This window comes from Vibrio sp. T11.5 (genome assembly GCF_027587155.1).
Taxonomy (GTDB): Bacteria; Pseudomonadota; Gammaproteobacteria; order Enterobacterales; family Vibrionaceae; genus Vibrio; species Vibrio neptunius.
In genome coordinates, this window is sequence record NZ_JAPPTP010000020.1 from 57,582 (window position 1) to 78,846 (window position 21,265).

Annotated in this window: 13 protein-coding genes; 3 read left to right on the plus strand and 10 right to left on the minus strand. The window is 44.9% G+C overall.

The genetic code is table 11. The features are described 5' to 3' along the window. Positions 1–175 precede the first annotated feature (175 nt). The 8 genes from astD to OH455_RS17800 form a co-directional block, all read right to left on the minus strand. The gene (astD, locus tag OH455_RS17765) at positions 176–1,633 is read right to left on the minus strand and encodes a succinylglutamate-semialdehyde dehydrogenase (protein ID WP_269982275.1); all 1,458 of its coding nucleotides are present in this window, start codon (positions 1,631–1,633) and stop codon (positions 176–178) included. A 17-nt stretch (positions 1,634–1,650) separates the two neighbouring features. Further along, complete coding sequence (astA, locus tag OH455_RS17770) at positions 1,651–2,670, minus strand: arginine N-succinyltransferase (RefSeq protein WP_045977350.1); 1,020 nt, start codon at positions 2,668–2,670, stop codon at positions 1,651–1,653. Between the two features lie 196 nt (positions 2,671–2,866). After that, positions 2,867–4,081: an aspartate aminotransferase family protein gene (locus OH455_RS17775; protein ID WP_045977349.1), complete on the minus strand. Its 1,215-nt coding sequence runs from the start codon at positions 4,079–4,081 to the stop codon at positions 2,867–2,869. 391 nt (positions 4,082–4,472) lie between these two features. Beyond that, the gene (locus OH455_RS17780) at positions 4,473–5,051 is read right to left on the minus strand and encodes an aminodeoxychorismate/anthranilate synthase component II (protein ID WP_269982276.1); all 579 of its coding nucleotides are present in this window, start codon (positions 5,049–5,051) and stop codon (positions 4,473–4,475) included. Between the two features lie 434 nt (positions 5,052–5,485). After that, positions 5,486–5,815, minus strand: coding sequence for a hypothetical protein (locus OH455_RS17785; RefSeq protein ID WP_206372243.1), 330 nt, complete (start codon positions 5,813–5,815; stop codon positions 5,486–5,488). A gap of 124 nt (positions 5,816–5,939) precedes the next feature. Beyond that, positions 5,940–6,917, minus strand: a complete 978-nt coding sequence (locus OH455_RS17790; RefSeq protein WP_269982277.1) for an Imm49 family immunity protein — start codon at positions 6,915–6,917, stop codon at positions 5,940–5,942. Beyond that, positions 6,910–11,070, minus strand: a complete 4,161-nt coding sequence (locus tag OH455_RS17795) for a DUF637 domain-containing protein (protein ID WP_269982278.1) — start codon at positions 11,068–11,070, stop codon at positions 6,910–6,912. The genes OH455_RS17790 and OH455_RS17795 overlap by 8 nt, the downstream gene beginning before the upstream one ends. A 16-nt stretch (positions 11,071–11,086) precedes the next feature. Further along, on the minus strand, positions 11,087–13,501 hold the full coding sequence (locus OH455_RS17800; RefSeq protein WP_269982279.1) for a two-partner secretion domain-containing protein: 2,415 nt from the start codon (positions 13,499–13,501) through the stop codon (positions 11,087–11,089). Between the two features lie 438 nt (positions 13,502–13,939). Between OH455_RS17800 and OH455_RS17805 the strand changes: the two genes are divergently transcribed. Next, the gene (locus tag OH455_RS17805; RefSeq protein WP_269982280.1) at positions 13,940–14,317 is read left to right on the plus strand and encodes a hypothetical protein; all 378 of its coding nucleotides are present in this window, start codon (positions 13,940–13,942) and stop codon (positions 14,315–14,317) included. Between the two features lie 53 nt (positions 14,318–14,370). Here OH455_RS17805 and OH455_RS17810 read toward each other — a convergent pair whose 3' ends face one another. Both OH455_RS17810 and OH455_RS17815 read right to left on the minus strand, forming a co-directional pair. Beyond that, positions 14,371–16,968 carry an ExeM/NucH family extracellular endonuclease gene (locus OH455_RS17810; RefSeq protein WP_269982281.1) on the minus strand — a complete coding sequence of 866 codons (2,598 nt, stop codon included), beginning with the start codon at positions 16,966–16,968 and terminating at the stop codon, positions 14,371–14,373. A 347-nt stretch (positions 16,969–17,315) separates the two neighbouring features. Then, positions 17,316–17,831: an FxsA family protein gene (locus OH455_RS17815; protein WP_206372220.1), complete on the minus strand. Its 516-nt coding sequence runs from the start codon at positions 17,829–17,831 to the stop codon at positions 17,316–17,318. Positions 17,832–18,150: 319 nt separating this feature from the next. On the opposite strand from OH455_RS17815, the gene aspA reads away from it, so the two are divergent. After that, positions 18,151–19,602, plus strand: a complete 1,452-nt coding sequence (gene aspA / locus OH455_RS17820) for an aspartate ammonia-lyase (RefSeq protein ID WP_045977340.1) — start codon at positions 18,151–18,153, stop codon at positions 19,600–19,602. Positions 19,603–19,771: 169 nt separating this feature from the next. Continuing rightward, positions 19,772–21,079: an anaerobic C4-dicarboxylate transporter gene (locus OH455_RS17825; protein WP_045977339.1), complete on the plus strand. Its 1,308-nt coding sequence runs from the start codon at positions 19,772–19,774 to the stop codon at positions 21,077–21,079. The last annotated feature ends 186 nt before the right edge of the window (positions 21,080–21,265 follow it).

Consider the following 21,265-nt stretch of genomic DNA (forward strand, 5'->3'; position numbering starts at 1 on the left):
CCTCCTTGTTTGGGTTTGTCTACGTTAACGGAGTTATACTTATTGTTGACTGAATTTTTTATAAAGGAGGCTATCTGACCAAATTTATCCAGAAATCTGATCAGATAGCCTTCAACCTGTGACGTTTAAAAACCTCCCTAAAAGGGAGGCGGTAAGGGAAACCCTTAAAATATATTTATAACTCAACACCCGGGCTTAAGGTCGCGGGTAGTAGTGTTTCTCCCCCTTCCATTGAAGCCATTGGGTACGCGCAGTAATCTGCTGCGTAGTAAGCGCTTGGTCGTAGGTTGCCCGAAGCACCAGGACCACCAAATGGTGCATCACCGCTCGCGCCAGTTAACTGACGATTACGGTTAACAATACCAGCGCGGATGTGGTCAACAAAATAATCCCACTCGCTGTCGTCGGTGGAAACGAGACCAGCCGACAAGCCAAAGCGCGTATCGTTTGCCAGCTCAACGGCTTTTTCCAAGCCTTGGTAACGCACCACTTGCAGTAGTGGACCGAAATACTCTTCATCTGGCAGATCAGCAATTGGCGTCACGTCAATAATGCCCGGAGACACAAATGCCGCTTCACCCGCTTTGGCTTCTAGCAAACTCACGCCGCCAAGGCTTTGTAAGTTGGTTTGCGCATTAAGAATAAAGTCAGCCGCGGCTTTAGAAATTTGAGGGCCCATAAATGGTGCAGGCTCAGCGAAAGGTTGATCAACACGAATCTTCTCTGTCGCTTCAACCAGCTTAGTCACCAGTTGATCGCCTTTTTCACCAACAGGTACGTAGAGACGGCGGGCACAAGTACAACGTTGACCTGCACTGATGAAAGCAGACTGAATGATGGTATACACGGTTGCATCCAACTCGCCATAATTCTCAGAGATCACCATAGGGTTGTTGCCACCCATTTCTAGCGCCAACATTTTACCTGGCTTCCCTGCAAACTGACGATGCAGGATATGACCTGTATTGGCACTACCAGTGAACAACACACCATCAATGCCTTTTGCATCGGCGAGAGCAACACCCGTTTCCTTCGCGCCCTGAACAAGGTTGATGACACCGGCTGGTAAACCCGCCTGTTGCCAAAGTTTCATTGCGAATTCGCCAGTCAATGGCGTTTGCTCAGATGGCTTAAATACAACCGTGTTACCTGCTAGTAATGCTGGCACTATGTGACCGTTTGGCAGATGCCCTGGGAAGTTGTAAGGGCCGAATACCGCCATCACACCCAAAGGACGATGACGTAGGACAATCTGGTTGCCAGCGGCTTCGCGTGTCGCTTCACCGGTACGGTCATGATAAGCACGGATAGAAATCGCAATCTTACCGGCCATGGCTGCCGCTTCAGTACGTGTTTCCCAGATAGGTTTTCCGGTTTCTTTCGCAATGATTTCAGCGATTTGTTCGCTGTTTTCTTTTACTTTCTCAGCAAACGCCAGCACGATAGCTTCACGCTCAGCGTAAGTCATTTTTTTCCAACTTAAGAAGGCGTGTCGAGCCGCACTGACTGCCGCTTCAACCTGCGCAGGAGACGCACTGTCGCCTTGCCAGATCACTTCATTGTTGTATGGGCTGGTCGAATTCATTGCTTCGCCCTGCCCGGCAAGCCACTCGCCTGCAATCCAATGTGTCATGTTTCTATTCCTTTCGATTACTGAGCCAGCATGCGAACGTATTCGCCTTCATTGACTTCCAGTGCTTTAGCCACATCCGGCGACAGAATCACAGATTCAGAAGCTTGGTCGTACGCCGCTTTAGTTGCTACAGCACGGAAGTTTTCAAACGATGTGTTTGAGATAAGGTAATCTTGCGAGCTGGTGTGCTCAGCAATGGTGATTTTGGCGCGGAAAGAGTGACGGACCGACTCAATATTACGCACATCACATTCCACGGACGGGCCGCCATCAAAGATGTCGACGTAGTTACGGCACGTAAAACCTTCTTTCTCAAGCAGACGCAGTGCAGGTTTAGTATTTTCATGCACCTGACCAATCACTGCTTGAGCTTCTTTGCTTAGCAGGTTGATATAAATCGGCAACTTAGGCATAAGGTCGGCAATAAAACCTTTCTTACCGATACCGGTCAGGTAGTCTGCCATCGTGAAGTCAATCGAGAAGAAATGCTCTTGCAGCCATTTCCAGAATGGTGAGTTACCTTCATCATCCGAGACACCACGCATTTCAGCGAAAACCGTTTCAGAAAAACGATGCGGATGCTCCGCCATCATCAAGAAACGACATTTCGACATCAGACGACCGTTGAGCCCAACGCGGAAATCCGGGCGTAGGAACAAGGTACAAATTTCACTACAACCTGTGTAGTTATTGCCAAACGTCAGCAACTTCACCACATTGTTCACCCCGAGTTTCGGTGATGAATGCACTATGGTGCTAATGTGGTAAGAATAAAATGGCACATCCCAGCCAATAGACGCTTCAATACCAGTACAACCTGCCACTTCGCCAGTCTCACTGTCGAAACCAACCATCAAGTAACCTTCGTCACCGGGCTCAGTCACATTATCTTTGGCAAAGCTGTACTCTGAATGAGTAATACGATTGGTTAACAGTTCTTCGTTAACCGGAAGAGATGTAAATCCATGACCCGATTCCACTGCACACGTGTGCAGCGCGTCGTAGTCCGACATTGCTATAGGGCGAACAACCAGCATCGATAATCCCTCCTGATGCGTGAACGCTAGTACTCATTAGTTATCCGTTTATACTTTGACTTCGTCATTCCCTACAGTGAGGAACGAACGTGATTGGGAATCTCTCAACGCGATGCAGGAGATCCCCAATTCGGTCGTGCCTTCCTCTTGAGGATGACACCGTTTATATCGATATGAGTACTAGACTAGGTGTTTCTTATTTAGCTAGCGTTGCTAGAGCTTTATCTAGTCTTGCTAATCCTTCTGCGATTTCTTCTTTGGTGATAACCAATGAAGGTGTAAAGCGAACCACATTCGCGCCTGCCACTAACACCATCAAGCCTTCTTTACCGGCTGCAACCAGTACGTCACGCGCACGGCCTTGCCACTCTTCATTCAGAGCCGCACCAAGCAGAAGACCTTTACCACGTACTTCTGAGAACATGTGGTACTTATCATTAAGTGCAGTTAAACCATCACGGAATAGCGCTTCACGCTCAGCAACACCTGCTAGAGTATCCGGTGCGCTTACGATGTCGACCACCGCTTCTGCAACCGCACAGGCCAATGGGTTACCACCGTATGTTGAACCATGTGTCCCCACTTTCATGTGCTCAGACAGTTCAGAGGTCGTTAGCATCGCACCGATAGGGAAACCACCACCAAGCGATTTTGCTGTGCTTAAAATATCTGGTGTAACACCCAGACCTTGGTAAGCGTAGAAGTGGCCAGTACGGCCGTTACCCGTCTGAACTTCATCAAAGATAAGCAGCGCATTGTGTTTGTCACACAGCTCGCGAACCGTTTGAACAAACTCGTCTGTTGGAGAAATAATACCGCCTTCACCTTGAAGTGGCTCCATCATGATGGCACAAGTACGATCAGAGATGTGCTCGCGTAGCGTTTCAATATCGTTGTATGGCAGGTGAGTCACATCACCAGGTTTAGGACCAAAACCATCAGAGTAAGCCGCCTGGCCGCCTACCGTGACTGTAAAGAAAGTACGACCGTGGAAGCCTTGTTTGAAAGCGATGATTTCAGATTTTTCAGGGCCAAACTTATCCGCAGCGTAACGACGTGCCAATTTCAGCGCCGCTTCGTTGGCTTCTGCGCCTGAGTTAGCGAAGAACACTTTCTCTGCAAAGCTCACCTCTGTTAGCTTCTTCGCAAGGCGAAGTGCAGGTTCATTTGTCATGACATTGCTCAGGTGCCACAGCTTCTGACCTTGCTCAGTCAGCGCATTAACCATAGCAGGGTGACAATGACCCAGACAGCTCACGGCGATACCACCAGCAAAGTCGATATATTCTTTGCCTTCCTGATCCCAAACACGAGCACCTTCACCCTTGACCGGAACCATTTCCATTGGGTTATAACAAGGCACCATCACCTCATTAAACAAACCGCGTTCTACTTTATTTTCGACTGTCATTGCACATTCCCTCTCGATACCGCATGCCAGGTAATTTTTGCATCCTTGCTTTCATTTGACGAAAGCACATATTGTTTTGCATTTAAGCAATTGCGGCATTGTATTTACATTTAATTAACCATTTCAATAGTGAATTATTCTTTTTACTTCACTGCTGAAAGTCTGTTCTGCATTCGCTTTGAGTATTTATGCATTAAGCCACCGCTTTTATGAAGCAATATATTCTTATAACAAAGATAAGCTGTAGTTAAGCATAGTAATAACAAGGGCGGAGAGTCAGGCAGGGCAACGCCTACGAATAGTTTTTCACATAATATCCGCGCGCAACAATATGAAAGAAATGTTAAAAAAAGTGATCCCAGTCAGAATTTACTGATGCCAACAGAGGGTATTAACGACGCAAAAAGTTAGCGAGAAGCTCGTGCCCTTGCTCTGTTTTGATCGATTCTGGATGAAATTGCACCGCATCAATAGGTAACGTTTTGTGCTGATAGCCCATGATTTCATCCATTGAGCCATCTTCGAGTTCCGTCCAAGCGGTGAGCTCAAAACACTCGGGTAGCGTGCCGTTTTTCACCACTAATGAATGATAACGTGTCACTGTAAGAGGATTATTCAAACCAGCAAAAACACTGCGGCCGTTGTGTCGGATTGGGGAAGTCTTTCCATGCATGACCTGACGAGCACGCGCCACTTCACCACCAAACACCTGAGCAATGGCCTGATGGCCCAAGCACACTCCAAGTATTGGCAATTTGCCGGCAAAGTGTTCTATCACCTCTAGGGTGACCCCGGCTTGATTAGGCGTACACGGGCCCGGAGAAATCACTAGATGGCTGGGTTTCATCGCTTCAATCGCTGCAATATCTGTTTCATCGTTACGCACCACTTTTACCTCGGCACCTAACTCGCAAAAGTATTGGTACAGGTTGTAAGTAAAGGAATCGTAGTTATCGATGATTAACAGCATGGGTCTGGATTGGTGTTGATAAAATTGCTTGTCAGGGGCGGTATTGTGCAATACCAAGGCGGAAAGGCAAGCAATAACTCCGCAAACGATAAAAATAACGCCAGACTACGCTGGCGGTATGGGTTTACAGTACGACTAGAATGCAATCAATATCAGGCAAACTATTCGGAAATCTCAGGACACACACCAGAAAGCAAAATAGGTCAAATTTTAGATATTGTCTGATTTAACCAGTGTTCATGGCACTAAAGTGTGTGTCCTTATAATCTTTCTTACTCTATTGATATATGACTATCAATAGAGTAAGAAATTATTTATTGCTTAAGTCAGATACGATCAATTATCGGATAACCAGACTGACTACCTCGCATTTGAATATAAGCTGATAAAATAAGTAGCATAGATAAAAGTTTAATTTTCATTTCATCGTACATTTAATCAAGTATGACATAGCCAATTTTGCAGTAGTTTTGGCTAGAACCGTCTTGATTGGTATACAAAAGAACATCTGTACCCGCATGTTTTGCAGACAACAGTACACTGACATAGGTTTCGTAGTTACTATCTGACTTATTCAGGTACGCCCAAGTATGTTGGTTACCACACAAGGTGGCTTTGCTTGTAAACATGACTCGGAAGCCATAATTTTCGGCCTCAGTGACGTGCACTTGTTGAATTTTACCTCGTATAATGCCATCCCAAGCCAATAGGCTATGAGAGTAAAATGCCGACAATAAAAATAGGAAACTGATTATTTTTTTCATAATAGATTGAATCGCTCGATAATATTTTGAAAGAAAAATAAGCCACACCTAATAAAGATGTGGCTAAGTGATAGAGGTTCATTTAGTCAGCTTGTATATTCGATTTCATTTCTAACAATCGAAATTATACATTACTACTAAAGACTTCCGCTTTGCTCTTAAATTCAGGACTTATGTCCCCTTTCACCATCCACTCTGGCATATATAGAGTATCGACGCATGGCTCAAGCCCCCAACGATGATAAGCCAAAGAAGCAAGAGCAGTGATTAGCAAGGCTATCCATTGTTTAGAGACATAAGCATTATCATGCTGTGGTTCATCCCTCATCCAGTATGTTTTATGATCCTCTAGAGCTTCTTTTAGTTTCTCTGGGTACAAGGTTTCCCTGTCAGAACTGTACATCGCGTGAATCAAAGAGATTAACGGCAAGTAGCGATATTGCACCTCTTCCACTCTGTGATCGACTCCTTTTCTGGTGGAACCAATCGCCTGAGGGTCAAAGACTTTTTGTGCCGCATCCTTCAGTAGCGCTTCTATATCAGATTCTGGATGCAAAACACCTTTCAATAACCGTAACATGGCTTTATCAAATTGCTTGTCTGCAGAGCTTGCGGTAAAAATATCCGCATCAATGAAAGAATCATTCATTTCGCATAGCTCAAAGGCACCATTGTAATCTTGAAGAATTAATGCCGCTGAAAATGAGATAACCCAATCATCCAAACCTAAGCCGCTATCGTAGACCTTACCAACCGCAGAATAACAGTGCTGGTTGACATTGATTGGAACCTGCGTACCTGCATTAAATGTCATTCGAAAATATGCTTGCCCTAGATGGTAGATAAGCTTCAGGTGCCACTCTAAATACGATTTTGGCTCCCCTTTAAGAAGGCGTTTTCCCAATACTTCAAGGTGCCAATCTTGCTGAGTAATACAACTAAATTGATATTCATGAGGATCTAGCCCTTCAAGATCATCCCTACACGGAGTCATACTTATCAACGGTTCTAACCACTGCGTCAACTTAAGCGAGGAGTAATCATCTCCCCAATTTCGTTGACAGTTCTCAATCACATGATGATCTAATATACATTTATTCATCTGGTTTAAATGCCTTCTCTTTAATCTGTATCCGGGTTCCATTTTCTTTTAGGGAACCATCACTATTAAGCTTGGTTGTAATCTTAACAAATGACACATTGTCATAGTGCTCAGTCAGTTTTTGAACCGTAAAGGCATACTCTTCAAGTTCACGACTTCCTGCTAGAGCACCAGAATTAGAGGCATTTGAGATAAAAGTTTTCATAGATTCAAATGTATCTAGTGAGTGCTTGTAATGCCCTTGAGCATAACGCACACCGTCAATAACACGTGTGCTATCAGAAGGGTTAACCCCCCCTTTATATTCGGGAATGAATATTTTTTCCCGACCATCAGCATAAGAAATCAGAAAAACATCGTCAAATTGGTCATTTGTTTGCAAACTTCCCGGATAATCGGCCTTAAGCTTACGAACTTCTGTAACACCATTCTCACCTACTTTGAAAAGTTTGTTCTGCATGACAGCCTGCCCCGCTAAAACACCGATAGAGTGGCTGAATTGAGTCACCTCAGTGCTGGCTTTTACGAAGGCTTCCTGTTGCTCAGTTGTCAATTGCTCTGAATTTAAATCCTTAACTCGCTTTGCTTCCGTTCTATAAGCGCCCAGTTCAGTTATACCTACATCCTTTTTTTCACCATTTATATCTACAGCTATTTTTATTTCAGAATCGCAATCTGAGATACGACAAACTTCAATTGGGTTGATTCGCTCTTTAGTATTTACGCCATTGATTACTGTGTCTTTATACACTGGTTTCTCAATGTATCCTGTGGTTATCTCTTTATGCCACTTTCTATCACTACTAAAATTCCACCCTGCTTTAACGTTTTTCTCAAATTCTACAGGCCCAAACTTACCGTTCGGTGCCATTTTTTTGTAATCAGCATACATAGACGCGAAGTCAGCAGCAGTAAGTTGCTCAACTGGCTTTCTAATCCCCGCTGATGTTACATTACTGCCCCGAACCCGCGCATCATCTGTCATTCGGGAATAAGCTTTCGAATTACCTTTTACTTGTAAGATAATATTCGAAACAGCGGTTACACCATCTGTGAACTCTAGGTTTTCATACTCACCTTCAAGTAACTCAAGCAGCTGTATAGAAGTCATTGCCGCTATTGCTGACTTCCACTTTCTCAATGAAAGTGCTCTATCAACAATCGAGTCTTGAGCCCTCTCTTTTACCGCCTCATATGCAGCACTTTCTAGTGCTTGACGAGCTTTTTCTCTTTCCTCTTCATCATCAGAACTAAACGCCTTAGCAAAGTCTTCTGCCGTTTTAAATAGCTCAGGCAGTTCAATGACGCTCAAGAGGGTCACGTAGAAACTACCTGCTTGAAAAAGCACAATAAGACCTTGCGAAACCCAGTAAAGTAATGCATTGTGCTCTGCGGCATTACCTGACGTCGAAGAGGCGATATCAACATTACCACCGAAACCAAATACTGTAATTGCGGCAGACAAACGAGCGATATCCACACCCAACGCTTTCAATCGCTGAAGTTCTTGCCGTAGAGTCGCAGTATCAATTTCAGAAAGTGGATCTTCTTTCTGGAGCGCCCTAAGCGTTTCATTTGCAAATTTTTCTGTTTCGCCTTCAATATAACCAATATGCTCTTTATATGTTTCAGCTACGTACTCTCCAATAACACCACCCGCGGCTCCAGATGCACAGCCATTTTGGTTAGCACTACTATTACCACCATTAATGCTTGAAACTGCCGTGCCTAGCCCACATCCCAGAGCAGCATGAGCAATATACTTGGCTGCCGTATCAAAATCAGGTTCTGTTTGTCCGTCTTGTATTCGAGAAGCTATGCCTATTTTATTGGCTAGATCTTTTCCTATATGCATTACTGCTGACATAGCAATACTCTGCACAAAGGCATCACCAAATTCTTCGATGCTATGTCCATTGGCTATCGCAGACACCCCCGTATTCACGGTTGTCTTTACCAACTGAGAGATAGCCTGATTAATAATGGGTTCACTAGCGATGTTACCCAGAATATCATTGATGCTCTGGCTTACCCCTGCATCACCTGAAAACAGCGGAATATCTAAGCCACTTAATACTCCGGCTGTAACCATAGTCGTTGCTAACGAGGTAAGGGACTCATCAGACGCCAATTGCTCAAGTGTATCTTTGATATCAAAACCGTTTGCTAGCAGGCTCGCAACCATCTGTGTCTCTAACGCTGCAATCCCTGCTCCAATAGCAGTGTCAAGAGCTACGCCAGCAGTCACTGTACCTGGAGTTGTTGCTAGGCTGGCACCACTGGTTGCAATAGCGATTACAACGGACAAAATTGCCATCGCAGCAGGGGTTAATCCTGATTGGTCATAATCCCATTCTTCAACCACCAACTCGATAGATTCCCAATCGACGTGGCTGTATTCAGGGTTGTTACGAACCTCTTGCATCCATGCAAGTTCAGGGCTCTGGGCCAAGTCGGCAATAATATGATCTAGATTTTTTGAACCTGAGGCAATTTGGATTCGTACTCCATGGGCACCATCCAAAATAAAGCCACCGTTGTTGATGAACTCCGAATAGTAAGCCACTTCACGTTGGTAGCCATTACCCTGATGGCGGAAAGACAAAGACCCTTCAAAAGACTGTTCATGGCTATAGGTTTCTAGAAGTTTCGCCAATTCGAAATCAATCGAGCCATTTTCAGCAATAATTTTTGACATACCTTTGTTGTCAATCGTTACCGCCTCCAGTAGGACATTGCCGTTCTCAGTTGAGAGCAACATACTTTGGCCCGCTTTAAGCAGCGTTCTGACAATTTCAGCTTCCGTAGCACTCTCTGATTCGCTTTCCTTGGTGCCAAACATGCCACCGCTTTCCGCTTCGAACTTTCTCTCATAAGAACGTAAGTCTGCGGCACTTTTGAGCGTAATTCCGTGGCCTGCCAGGATCTGCAACAACCCCTGGCTCTCCAGAGCTGCGCCCTGAATAAACACCTCTCCACCTGCGATTAGTGAAAGTGTATCGACTGCCGACAAGCTGGTTTGTAGGTTAACGAGTGAGGACTCGCTATCAGACCAACGCTCACCGGATTCTGCTCGTTGATCTTTATCTTGCTGAGGAACAAGAATAATATTGCCACCGGCTTCTATCTCAAGAGAACCTTGAGAACTGAACCTGCCACCATGGCTGACAACGTCTCCCGACGTGTAAATATTCAAATTACCTAATGAAGAAATGGTCCCAATTTGGTTAAAGGTTTCTGAAAAGCCATGGCCATAATCTAAACGTGTGACCAAAGTGTCGTTGGTTAGTTTATTCGCAATGAGGGTGACGTCATCGCCAGTAATCGTCCCAGATAGGTTTTGCAATTCACGACCAGTACGAATCGTAAATTTTTGACCACTGATATGTCCTTGTGTGTTGATAAAGTCTTGCTCAACATCAATCAACGCATCGTGTTTAAACTCAACACGACTGCCATTGACAACAAAGGTTTGTGTATTGATTTCTGCACTGTTCGCGGCAAAAGTCGATTCAAGTAACTGTTGCTCTTGTATCGTTGCTGGCGTCAAATACACAAACGGCACCAAATATGACTTGCCATCAATCGTTCGAATTTCAGGCCAGACAATATCTCTTGTCAACGCAGCGATTTGTTGTTCGGTCAAGCGTTGCCCCAGTTGAAAGCCATTCTCTTTAGCCACTTCCACGGCATTTTCATAGAGCTTTTGGGTTTGCTCGTTGTAGCTTGAATAGCCTGGTTTACTTATCCAGCTCTTATTGAGAAGTTGGCTAATTTGGTGGCGAATGATGCCACGTTCAACATAAGGGGAACCAAATCGCGCGGGCAAAGTTGTTAATTCAACGGGTTTGCCCATCTCTGCACTGTAACCAGGGATAAGTTCTGGGTTACTTGTAGTCAATAAGTTGAAGAAGTGAGTAAAACCATCGAATATACCCAATTCATCGCTTTCCAGTGCACCTGTGTAAAGGTATTGGTCAACCGATTCCATCAGGTTATAACGTGCGGTATAAGCCACCGCTGCCTTAATTTCTTCGAGCGCAATATTTGTTTTCACCGACGCATAAACAGGGAAGGACAGGTGAGTAACGAACGCTGCGAGTAACGTATTAGAAGTTACTTTTTGCCATAGCGGCGTTTTTATCTTGTTCATTTTAACCAACTGCTTTTTATTCTTGGAAATTTGGATTAGGGACAAAGAAAGTAATTCCAGAGCTAACTATTGGAATATATTTACTTGGCTTAATTGGTGGAGCAGGTTCTACTTTAGGAAGGTAAGAAGTAGCATACGGTCCATATGTTATATCTTGCGCTTTAATACTTGACACACCAAAGCCTTGATGGAGATGCCCTCCAACAAAAAAAACAAATGGGTAATTAGCCGTCTCTTCATTTTTAGTTAGCTCTGTTCTGGAAGTCGTCCAGCGATCGGTTTTTCTTCGAATACATTTTCTAAAGATACGCCTAGTACAGTAAGTCCTAGAATGATGAGTCACCGTTGTCGTTTCCCATACATCTCTCAGACTTAGACCTTCCATCCAGACAACATTCACTGTACCCATCACATCATTTTTCGCTTCAACGCTGCTGTGTTCGTTATATAAATTAAATGATTTTAAAATGAGATTATTACCAGAATGAATCTTCCCTTGAGGAGACAATGCACGGATAAACTGATGGCTCTCTCGAACAGTTTGGTTAGGGTCTGGCTTGGTATTGTAACATCGTCCGATCGCTGCCCACGCCTTAGGGCCATAAGGGGGCTTTATTTTGATAAAGAGGTGTCTACGGTAGACCTCTAGGTCTTGAACCGATATTCCTCGACAAAAAGGATGTGCTCGTGCAAACACTTTCCTAAATTCTGTGTCAGCCCAAATATAGTATCTTTCATTAAGGATTACTGGAGCAGTAATAATGGTGTTTCCCGTCCAAGACTCTGCGATAGAAGACATATTCCAGAAACGGCTCGTAAGACGTAAATCTAAAGTGGACTCTGCAGAAACAAGAACTTGACTACTTTTAGAATAATCAAGACTAAGCTCTGGCAAATCACTTGCTCCTCTAGATATTTCATACGGGTTTGCGTTTATAAATTCTTGAGCTTCAACTTTGATGTTCTGCCCCAACATTGTGGCCGCTAAGCTTTCCACAGGTATCTTCAGCATCGAACTTGGAGGTGGCGGAACTGAAAGCAAACCACCGACTTGATGCTCAGGTGAAGTGTTAATAGCGCGAGTCCGGGACTGAGAACTAACTTTATTGTTATGAACAAGCCTGTAAGGATATAGGGAACCATTTGTCACTCTTCGCTCAGATTTTAAGTGAATATTCTCTCCCATTAGAACAGCGCCAAACTGGTTTTTGACTTCGTTCTTACCATTGATGTAGATATCGCGTGACGCCTCAATATCTCCTTCATTAACCACTTGATTAGCTGACAAGTAAGCACTTTCAACAACAATTGACCCTGTGTTCTCCAATAAACCTACTGCCGCAATATCAACTTCAGCACCACGAATATTCTCAATTCCGAATGCGGCTACCCCCCCCTCTGGAATAATGCGAATATCATTGGTCGATTCCAACTCCACTCGGTTGGCAACAATAATCTGGTCATAGAGTGAGATATTGCCATTCGACTTAACCTTGACTGATTCGAGCGGAACAATACTTTGGTTGTTATATCGCCCAACATATGTCCAAGCGCCGTTGGCACGAATTCGACCATCGATTGAAATATCACCATTTTCATAGGTCGATTCTAAATGCAGGTTACCGACTGTGATGTCAGCGTTGTCTGTTAGAGTTAGCGCATTGCCAGAAAAGGGCTTGAAGTTGGCATCCGATTGACGGTCGCTGTAGCGGAACGTGTTATCTCCGACGATGATTTGCACATCACCATTGGATACTTCCAAAGTTCCTGCTGGGTCAATCTCCTTTAGCTCCTGGTTAGCCCGTGTCACCACACGACCTTTCATGTTCGTGGTCAATGGCGCATCAATGATGACTTGACCTGCGGTAATATCGACCAAACTACTTTGTGACGCTGAGAAACCAGCACCGCTAACCGTAATCCCTCCAGAAGAAAGGGCAATGCTTGCTAACTCACCGCTCTCATAAACGGCTTCGCCCGTCGCAAGCGTCACGCGTTCAGCATTGACCACTGAACACCCGTTACAGGTGATGCCTTTTGGTGCTAATACAATGACATCAGCTGCACGACCTTCAACTCTAATTTCGGCAAAGTCTGCGACTTTACTTGAGTCCAATGATAGAACGATAGTTTGCGCGGGAGCGCCAGACAACTTGGGGTTTATCTGATAAGAGTTGGCAAGCACAAGCGCCTTGCCCTTTGTGTCAAGTTCGCTAAGTGCATTGATGGAATAGCCATATTCATTGGCTTTAGCTATTTTAACGAGATACTTAGATTGAGTTGCGATCACGGTCGGTTTATCTGCTCCGCTTCCCTGTACCGGGACTTTAACATCAGCTTGAACGCTCAAGCTTATTGTTAATGCCACCAACGAGGTTTTTGACAGATAACACGCCGCAGCTTTGAATAGACAAAAGAGTTGATTTTTCATTAGCCGATTTTCGTGTGTTTTAAGGTATATTGCGTTGAAAAGAAACGGGCCGGGAGCAGTACTGCCCTTGCCAGCGAAACGAATAGAAAATATATAAAGAATGCACAATATATAGATATTTTGAATGTAATAAAATTATGTGTTTGTGAGCGCATGACATCACTCACAGGCAATCGAAAAGTTAGTACTTTAGTTTTAGTGTCAGATATTTAAATTAGAAAAAATGAATATAAGGCATCGAACCAATGATGGTTGGTCAAGAAATACACAAAAAGTATTTAATTAAACCAAACTGGCTTTAAGCAAGGGTCTACGCCTTTAAATTCACACTTCTCTTATTTATATAAAGTTATCACTACACATTGGTAGCGGTTATCAATAAAATCCTCCCTTTGTTAAGAATCGTCCTTAATTTCCTATCAACCGAGAACAACCATAATGACACTAAAACACTTTGCAGTGGCGTGCCTTTCAGCGTTGGCTTTAAGCGCTTGTCAAACAACTAACATCGAAGATTTACAACCGACAGCTAGTCAAGAAACTATTGATACAGCTAAAGAGCACCTAAGTGATATCAAAAATTTAAAAGTAACTGATCATGGTGTGATCTACTACTCGGCGAGCTTACCAGGTAACTCTCGCTGGGCGACTGCCCACATTATCGAGTTGAGCTACCGATACTCTTGTGAGGACTTACGTTGGTATGTAGAGCGTGGCATGATTGTAAGAATGCAGTTCCGCGGCAATAGCGGCACCACTCGTGATTACGATCTAGCTCGCTGTGAAACCGAAGTGCCAACCGACTTATACGAATAAAAAAACCGCCACTGAATGTGGCGGTTTTTATTTGGTTTATCTAAAAGATGGGATTACTTACGACGACGCCATAGTGCTAAGCCAAACAATGACATTAATGCACCAAAACCGAATGAACCTGCCATGTTCAGTTCTAGAACAGCTGGATCATGGTCAGAAGAGCGGTAGTGGTCGTTGTACTTCGGCAAGTCACCTTTGAATTCATCATTGTAATCAAACAATGTCGATTCACCGCCATTGATATGCCAATCTGTCGCATCCACAAAATGCTTCTTCAGGCTTGGGCTGATGAGCAGGTGGTCGAGCGCGCCGACTTCATCATTGTACGAGTAGCTCCAGCTATCTGGATGTTTCATCGCAACAGCATTGATGTAGTTGTACCCTTCAGTAATCACCGCACCATTATCACCAAATTGCTCTGTCTCACCAATGAAGGTATTGCGCGCCGCTTTGATCTGCTTACCGTACTTCTCTTCACTGTAATCGGTCAGAACCAGCATTGGATCTTCCATACCGTAAGAGTTCAAGTCACCAAGAATCACTTTATGACCTTTGATGTCTTTCAGCGCGTCGCCCAGTGCTACCGCTGCTGCAACACGGAAATGCTCACAATTGCCTTGCTGGTCAGTATCGACACCGCCCTGGCCGCCTTGGTCAACGGGTGCTGCGTCTTCCCAACATTTAGAACCTTTCGATTTGAAGTGGTTGATCGCAACTGTGATCTTCTCGTTTGTACCTTTGATCTTGAACGTTGGTGCTAATGAATTACGCTGGTAGTTCTTACCATCTTCGATCACTTTACCATCATCATCTAGCACAGCTGGCGCTCGCTGACTTGGCATTTCGATAACGCGTACTTGTTTAAGCTTCGCCACTTTAGAGCGGTAGATAACACCTGTGGTGATAACGTCAGTACCAATTGAGTCGTTCTCATCCGTCACTTTATCGCCATTGCTGTCAACGGCCACGAAGTCATAATGATCTTTCTTCTTGTCGATACGCTGGTTGAGCTGATCAACAAGCTGGCGAATTGCACCACTGTCACCAAAACCATTGTTTTCGATTTCCATCAAGCCAATGATATCGGCGTCAAGACGCAGGATAGCGTTAACAATTTTCGCCTGCTGGACTTCGAACTCTTCATAGCTGTTAGCACCACGGTTGTCACCGTGCTGGTTAGCGTCACCACCAAATGGGGAGTTGAAGTAGTTGAGTACGTTGAACGTCGCGATACGAAGATCACCTTCTGCCATATCGATACCTTCAGTACGAGGATCGTTACGTACGAAGTTTTCGTTAGTTAAGGTGTTGGTAGCAATCAGTCGGTAATCACCGTAGCTATAGCTGAGAACACCTTCCAAACCAACGATGGTGTCGTCGATGCGGATGTAGTCTTCTGTTGAACCATTCTGGTCAATATCAGTGCGGCCAAAGGCTGGGTAGTACGGAACCGTACCGTTAGCTGCCTTAACATCTGATTCAATGAACAGACGACGTTGTGCGTTGTCAGTGCTCTGCTGTTTCGCGTCTTCAGAGCCTGCTGCAAAATTCTGGTTCGGGTGCATGTTAACGCGGCCATGAGCAACAACCATGTTGTTACGGCGCGAGCCGTAATCGTAACCAAAGGTGCGAGTAACGCGCATATCCAGCGCTTCCGTGGTCTTCACCAACATGCCTTCGTAACGCTCTAGCGTTTGATCAAAATTGGCATCCTCCGCCATCACTTCAATCGCCGTGGCCACTGGTGCAGCTTGCTCACCTTGCTTAACCCAGTTGTTGTTTTCAGCTTTTAGTTGCGTCAGGTTGTAGCTCTCTTGAACTTTACCCTTCACACACACCACATCGCCCGGTTTAAGATCAGAGCTTGACTGATTGGTATGGACGAACAGGCCTTCCGATGTTTTTGGATTGTAATCATCTTCCAGCGCTTGTAGATAGAAGCCTTTTGTTAGGCTTGTCGTCACTGCACTGACAACACCTTTAACGAAGAAGTCTTCATCGGTGATAAATGGATAGCCATTGATAAATGGAGAAGTATCACCTTCACCCTGAATTTTTTGAATTGATGTAAAGACAGGTTCACCACCGTCTTGAGTACAAGCGAACGGCTCTGGTGTCTCACCGCCATCCAGTACACCTAAACCCTCGATGCTGTCTTTTGCTAGCGATGACCATTGAGAAGCGTCGTAAGTAGAAGAAGGCGTCATCGCATCAACATTGCGTACTAGAGTGACATCTTTTGCGAAATCTGAGCCACCCATGCTACCCAATACATCATGTACGTTGCCATCTTTAAGTAGCGCAACCGGGTCATTACCGTTAAATCCAATCACAGAGCCATTTAGGATGTCACTGACCGCTTTGATTTCATCACTTGAACTAGTATGTGCAACAACCAGAACGCTTTGTGCTTCCAATACACGGCCATCGAGAGCCAGTTTGCTGCCCCACTCACCGCCGCCATTAGTCGATTTTGCTAGCTCATAGCCATCAAGCGTTACGGCAGAGTCACCAGTGTTGGCAATCTCAATAGCTTTATTATTGCTGCTACCTTCTACGTACTGAGAAATGACGATATCCGCCATCGCTGGAGCGGAGAGCGCACTTGCAACCACTGCGGCAAGTAAGGTTGGGGTTAGTTTTTGTTTCATTCTGTCCACCTTGTATCGCTTTCTTTGTTGTATAGGGATTAGAAAGCGTGTTTCAAATCACCTTTTCTATTGAGAAAAGACTTATAAAGCACGACAAGTGTTTATCTTTTTCATGAAACTAAAAACAACATTCAGTGACAGTGAGATTTCGGTCTCATAGATATGCTGAATATTTGAAGGTACTTCAAATTTTAAACATAAGGTGAAACGTTTGTTGCACAAATGAGATTAGGTCGCTGATTTAGTTTAGCTTTTGCTTATAAATAGAATTAAAGCTCTAGAGGCAAATACCAATAAAGGCGCTGGGATGCGCCTTTATTTATCAAGTCTTGACGAGGCTTTTTCCATTAATTGAGACGATTGTTGTCGTCGCCATCCTTACGCTCATATTCCCCTTCAAACGTATTGCCGTCTTTATTAGGTTGGTGATTAAACGGGTCTTGATCAAAAGGGCCTTGTTGGAAGTTTCCAGAGCCAAAACCGCCTTGGAAACCACCGCCGACAGACTGCACCGTCATCTTACTCATAAGGTATTTGGCCATCGCAGCGCGTGGTGCCGGTAATAGCACCAACATGCCGAGCGCATCGGTCATAAAGCCCGGTGTAAGGAGCAGTACCCCAGAGACCGCGAGCATCACTCCTTCAACAATTTGTTGAGCAGGCAACTCGCCTTGTTGCAATCGGTTTTGCACTGACATCAAGGTCTGCAAACCTTGGCTGCGTACCAAAGAAGCACCGACAAACGCGGTGATCAGTACCAATGCGATCGTCGGCCACAATCCTATATAACCGCCGACCGAAATAAACAGGCCTATTTCAATAATAGGAACAAAAATAAACATCAATAATAAGATAGGAAACACACACCCTCCTTTGTTAGACCCAGTGTAAGCGCAAAGCGGATTCAAGCTCAAATCAAAGCTGTAAAAAAGAGTGATAGAAACCCCAATAAGTCACGACTATTTTATTGTTATTAATACCCTGTTCATATCTTGCAAAAGTTTAACTAAACAAAAGCAAAAAAGGTGATCAAGCTACTATTTTTATCCGCTGGGTACAGTATCATGAGCCCCATAAGTCAGGACGGATTTTACAGCCAAAAATTCTGACGAAAGGATTCTTACACTGCAGAATGGCTAGCATTTTACTTTATCATCAGAATAATTATCTAAGGATCCTGTGATGGCTACCCTAACTGATACTCAAAGCACTGCAGCTGCAGCCACTCGTATCGAACAAGACCTACTTGGCGAACGCCACGTTCCTGCCGACGCTTACTACGGCATCCACACGCTACGCGCTATCGAAAACTTCAACATCTCTAATGTCACCATTTCAGACGTACCTGAATTTGTCCGTGGTATGGTGATGACCAAGAAAGCCGCGGCGTTAGCAAATAAAGAGTTAGGCGTTATTCCTAAAGATGTAGCGAAATACGTGGTTGAAGCGTGTGATTTGATCCTTGAAACAGGTAAGTGCATGGATCAGTTCCCTTCAGACGTCTTCCAAGGCGGTGCAGGCACATCAGTCAACATGAACACCAACGAAGTGATCGCCAACGTCGCACTTGAGCTGATGGGCAAGGAAAAAGGTCAGTACGAATTCGTTAACCCAAATGACCATGTTAATAAGAGCCAGTCCACTAACTGTGCTTACCCAACGGGTTTCCGTATCGCCGTTTACAATAGCGTTCACACTCTTATTGAAGCGATTGAATACCTGAAAGGGGCGTTTGAACTCAAGAGCCAAGAGTTCAAAGACGTGCTTAAAATGGGTCGTACTCAGCTTCAAGATGCGGTGCCAATGACCGTAGGCCAAGAGTTCCACGCATGGGCGGTGACTCTAAATGAAGAAATCCGCGCTCTGGAGTACACTTCAAAGCTACTGCTGGAGATCAACTTAGGTGCCACTGCAATCGGTACTGGTCTGAACGCAGCGGAAGGCTATCAGAAACTGGCGGTGAAACACTTAGCTGACGTAACTGGCCTAGACGTAGTACCAGCAGAAGATTTGATTGAAGCAACATCAGACTGTGGTGCTTATGTCATGACGCACGGTGCGCTGAAGCGTTTGGCGGTCAAACTGTCTAAGATCTGTAATGACCTGCGCCTGCTCTCGTCTGGCCCACGTTCCGGCCTTAACGAACTAAACCTCCCAGAGCTGCAAGCCGGCTCTTCTATTATGCCAGCTAAGGTTAACCCTGTAGTACCTGAAGTGGTCAACCAAGTCTGTTTCAAAGTACTGGGTAATGACAACACTATCTCATTTGCCGCAGAAGGTGGTCAGCTACAGCTCAACGTGATGGAACCTGTTATCGCGCAAAGCATGTTCGAGTCTATTTCTCTGCTGTCTAACGCGTGTGTCAACCTACGTGATAAATGTATCGATGGTATCACGGTTAACAAAGAGATCTGTGAAGGCTACGTTTACAACTCAATCGGTATCGTGACTTACCTCAACCCATACATTGGCCACCATGAAGGTGACATCGTAGGTAAGATCTGTGCGGAAACGGGTAAGAGCGTCCGTGAAGTCGTACTAGAGCGCGGCTTACTGACTGAAGAAGAGTTGGACGATATCTTGAACGTTGAAAACTTTATGCATCCTAAGTATAAAGCGAAACGCTACGAATAAGATTGCTACCAAGGAGGGCCCAATAGGGCCCTTTTTTAGTCACGAATACGGTTAACCACAATTTTATCAGGGTTAAGCCGTTCAGTGACTCCCTCCTGCGATTATCTAAACGTTTAGACACTGAGTGTTTAGATAATCGAATTTAAGTTAACAATATGAGGTATCTATTATGGTAGCGGTCGAACTGTTAGTCGTTCTGCTCTTTATCTTTTTAGGAGCGAGAATCGGCGGGATTGGCATCGGCTTTGCGGGCGGTGCAGGCGTTATCGCATTGTCATTAATTCTTGGCGTACCGACCAGTCAGGCATACATTCCAGTTGATGTTATTCTGATCATTATGTCGGTCATCACAGCAATTGCTGCAATGCAAGTTGCCGGTGGTATGGATTGGTTAGTACAACTGGCAGAAAACTTCTTGCGCAAGAACCCTGAGCGCATCACCTTTTATGCGCCTATCGTCACTTTCCTTATGACATTAATGGCCGGTACCGGTCATACGGCCTTTTCAACGCTACCCGTCATTGCAGAGGTCGCAAAAGGCCAAGGCGTTCGCCCATCTCGTCCTCTCTCCATTGCTGTGGTCGCATCGCAAATCGCAATTACCGCTTCGCCTATCTCAGCGGCAGTAGTGGCATTCGCCGCAATGCTGGCACCCATGGGGGTCGACTACCTAACACTGCTTGCGGTGTGTATCCCAACTACCTTCATCGCTTGTATGATTGGCGCTTTTGTCGCGAACTTTATGGGCAGTGAACTGAAGGATGATCCAATTTATCAGGAGCGCTTGGAGAAAGGCCTAATCAAGCTCGCAACGGAAAAGCAACGTGACATTCTTCCGACGGCGAAAACAGCCACATACATTTTCCTTGCGGCAATTGGCTTCGTGGTTTGCTACGCGGCAGCCATCTCTAAATCAGTCGGGCTGATTGTTGACCCAGCACTTGGGCGTAACGAAGCGATCATGACAGTGATGCTGGCGGCAGCGGCAGCTATCGTTCTATTCACGAAGATTGATGCTTCAAAGATTCCTAACGCCTCGACTTTCCGTTCTGGCATGACCGCTTGTGTATGTGTGCTAGGTGTGGCTTGGTTAGGTTCAACCTTCGTCAATGCACACGTCGATGGCATTAAAGAAGTGGCAGGTGCGCTGCTTTCTGATTACCCATGGATGCTGGCCATGGTTCTGTTTTTTGCCTCTATGTTGCTTTACTCACAAGGCGCCACGACTGTCGCTCTGATGCCTGCTGCTCTGGCCATTGGTGTTGCTCCACTGACGGCAGTCGCGTCTTTCGCCGCAGTGAGCGCTCTGTTCGTTCTACCAACCTACCCTACGTTGCTTGCCGCCGTTGAAATGGATGACACAGGTTCAACTCGCATCGGTAGCTACGTATTTAACCACCCATTCTTCATTCCTGGCGTGGTGACCATTACATCTGCGGTTGGATTAGGCTTCACTTTCGGTGGCCTACTGATCTAATTACTACTGTAATCAGAAAGGGAGCCAGTGCTCCCTTTTTTATTTTGTTTCCAATAAAAAGTTTTACATCACAGTTTTATTTTGATTTTGGTCAAAAGATCTTTCAAAAAATGCTCTTGAATGAAAATCCGAGTTCATGAATAAAATTCCATATCTTATTTATTCACCATCAATCATCTCCTAAAT

Excerpts from the sequence above, each read along its gene's own strand:
- astA (WP_045977350.1), bottom strand. The coding sequence starts at position 2,670 with ATGCTGGTTGTTCGCCCTATAGCAATGTCGGACTACGACGCGCTGCAC.
- OH455_RS17795 (WP_269982278.1), bottom strand. The coding sequence starts at position 11,070 with ATGAACAAGATAAAAACGCCGCTATGGCAAAAAGTAACTTCTAATACG.
- OH455_RS17825 (WP_045977339.1), top strand. The coding sequence starts at position 19,772 with ATGGTAGCGGTCGAACTGTTAGTCGTTCTGCTCTTTATCTTTTTAGGA.
- OH455_RS17800 (WP_269982279.1), bottom strand. The coding sequence starts at position 13,501 with ATGAAAAATCAACTCTTTTGTCTATTCAAAGCTGCGGCGTGTTATCTG.
- astD (WP_269982275.1), bottom strand. The coding sequence starts at position 1,633 with ATGACACATTGGATTGCAGGCGAGTGGCTTGCCGGGCAGGGCGAAGCA.
- OH455_RS17775 (WP_045977349.1), bottom strand. The coding sequence starts at position 4,081 with ATGACAGTCGAAAATAAAGTAGAACGCGGTTTGTTTAATGAGGTGATG.
- aspA (WP_045977340.1), top strand. The coding sequence starts at position 18,151 with ATGGCTACCCTAACTGATACTCAAAGCACTGCAGCTGCAGCCACTCGT.
- OH455_RS17810 (WP_269982281.1), bottom strand. The coding sequence starts at position 16,968 with ATGAAACAAAAACTAACCCCAACCTTACTTGCCGCAGTGGTTGCAAGT.
- OH455_RS17805 (WP_269982280.1), top strand. The coding sequence starts at position 13,940 with ATGACACTAAAACACTTTGCAGTGGCGTGCCTTTCAGCGTTGGCTTTA.
- OH455_RS17785 (WP_206372243.1), bottom strand. The coding sequence starts at position 5,815 with ATGAAAAAAATAATCAGTTTCCTATTTTTATTGTCGGCATTTTACTCT.
- OH455_RS17780 (WP_269982276.1), bottom strand. The coding sequence starts at position 5,051 with ATGCTGTTAATCATCGATAACTACGATTCCTTTACTTACAACCTGTAC.
- OH455_RS17790 (WP_269982277.1), bottom strand. The coding sequence starts at position 6,917 with ATGAATAAATGTATATTAGATCATCATGTGATTGAGAACTGTCAACGA.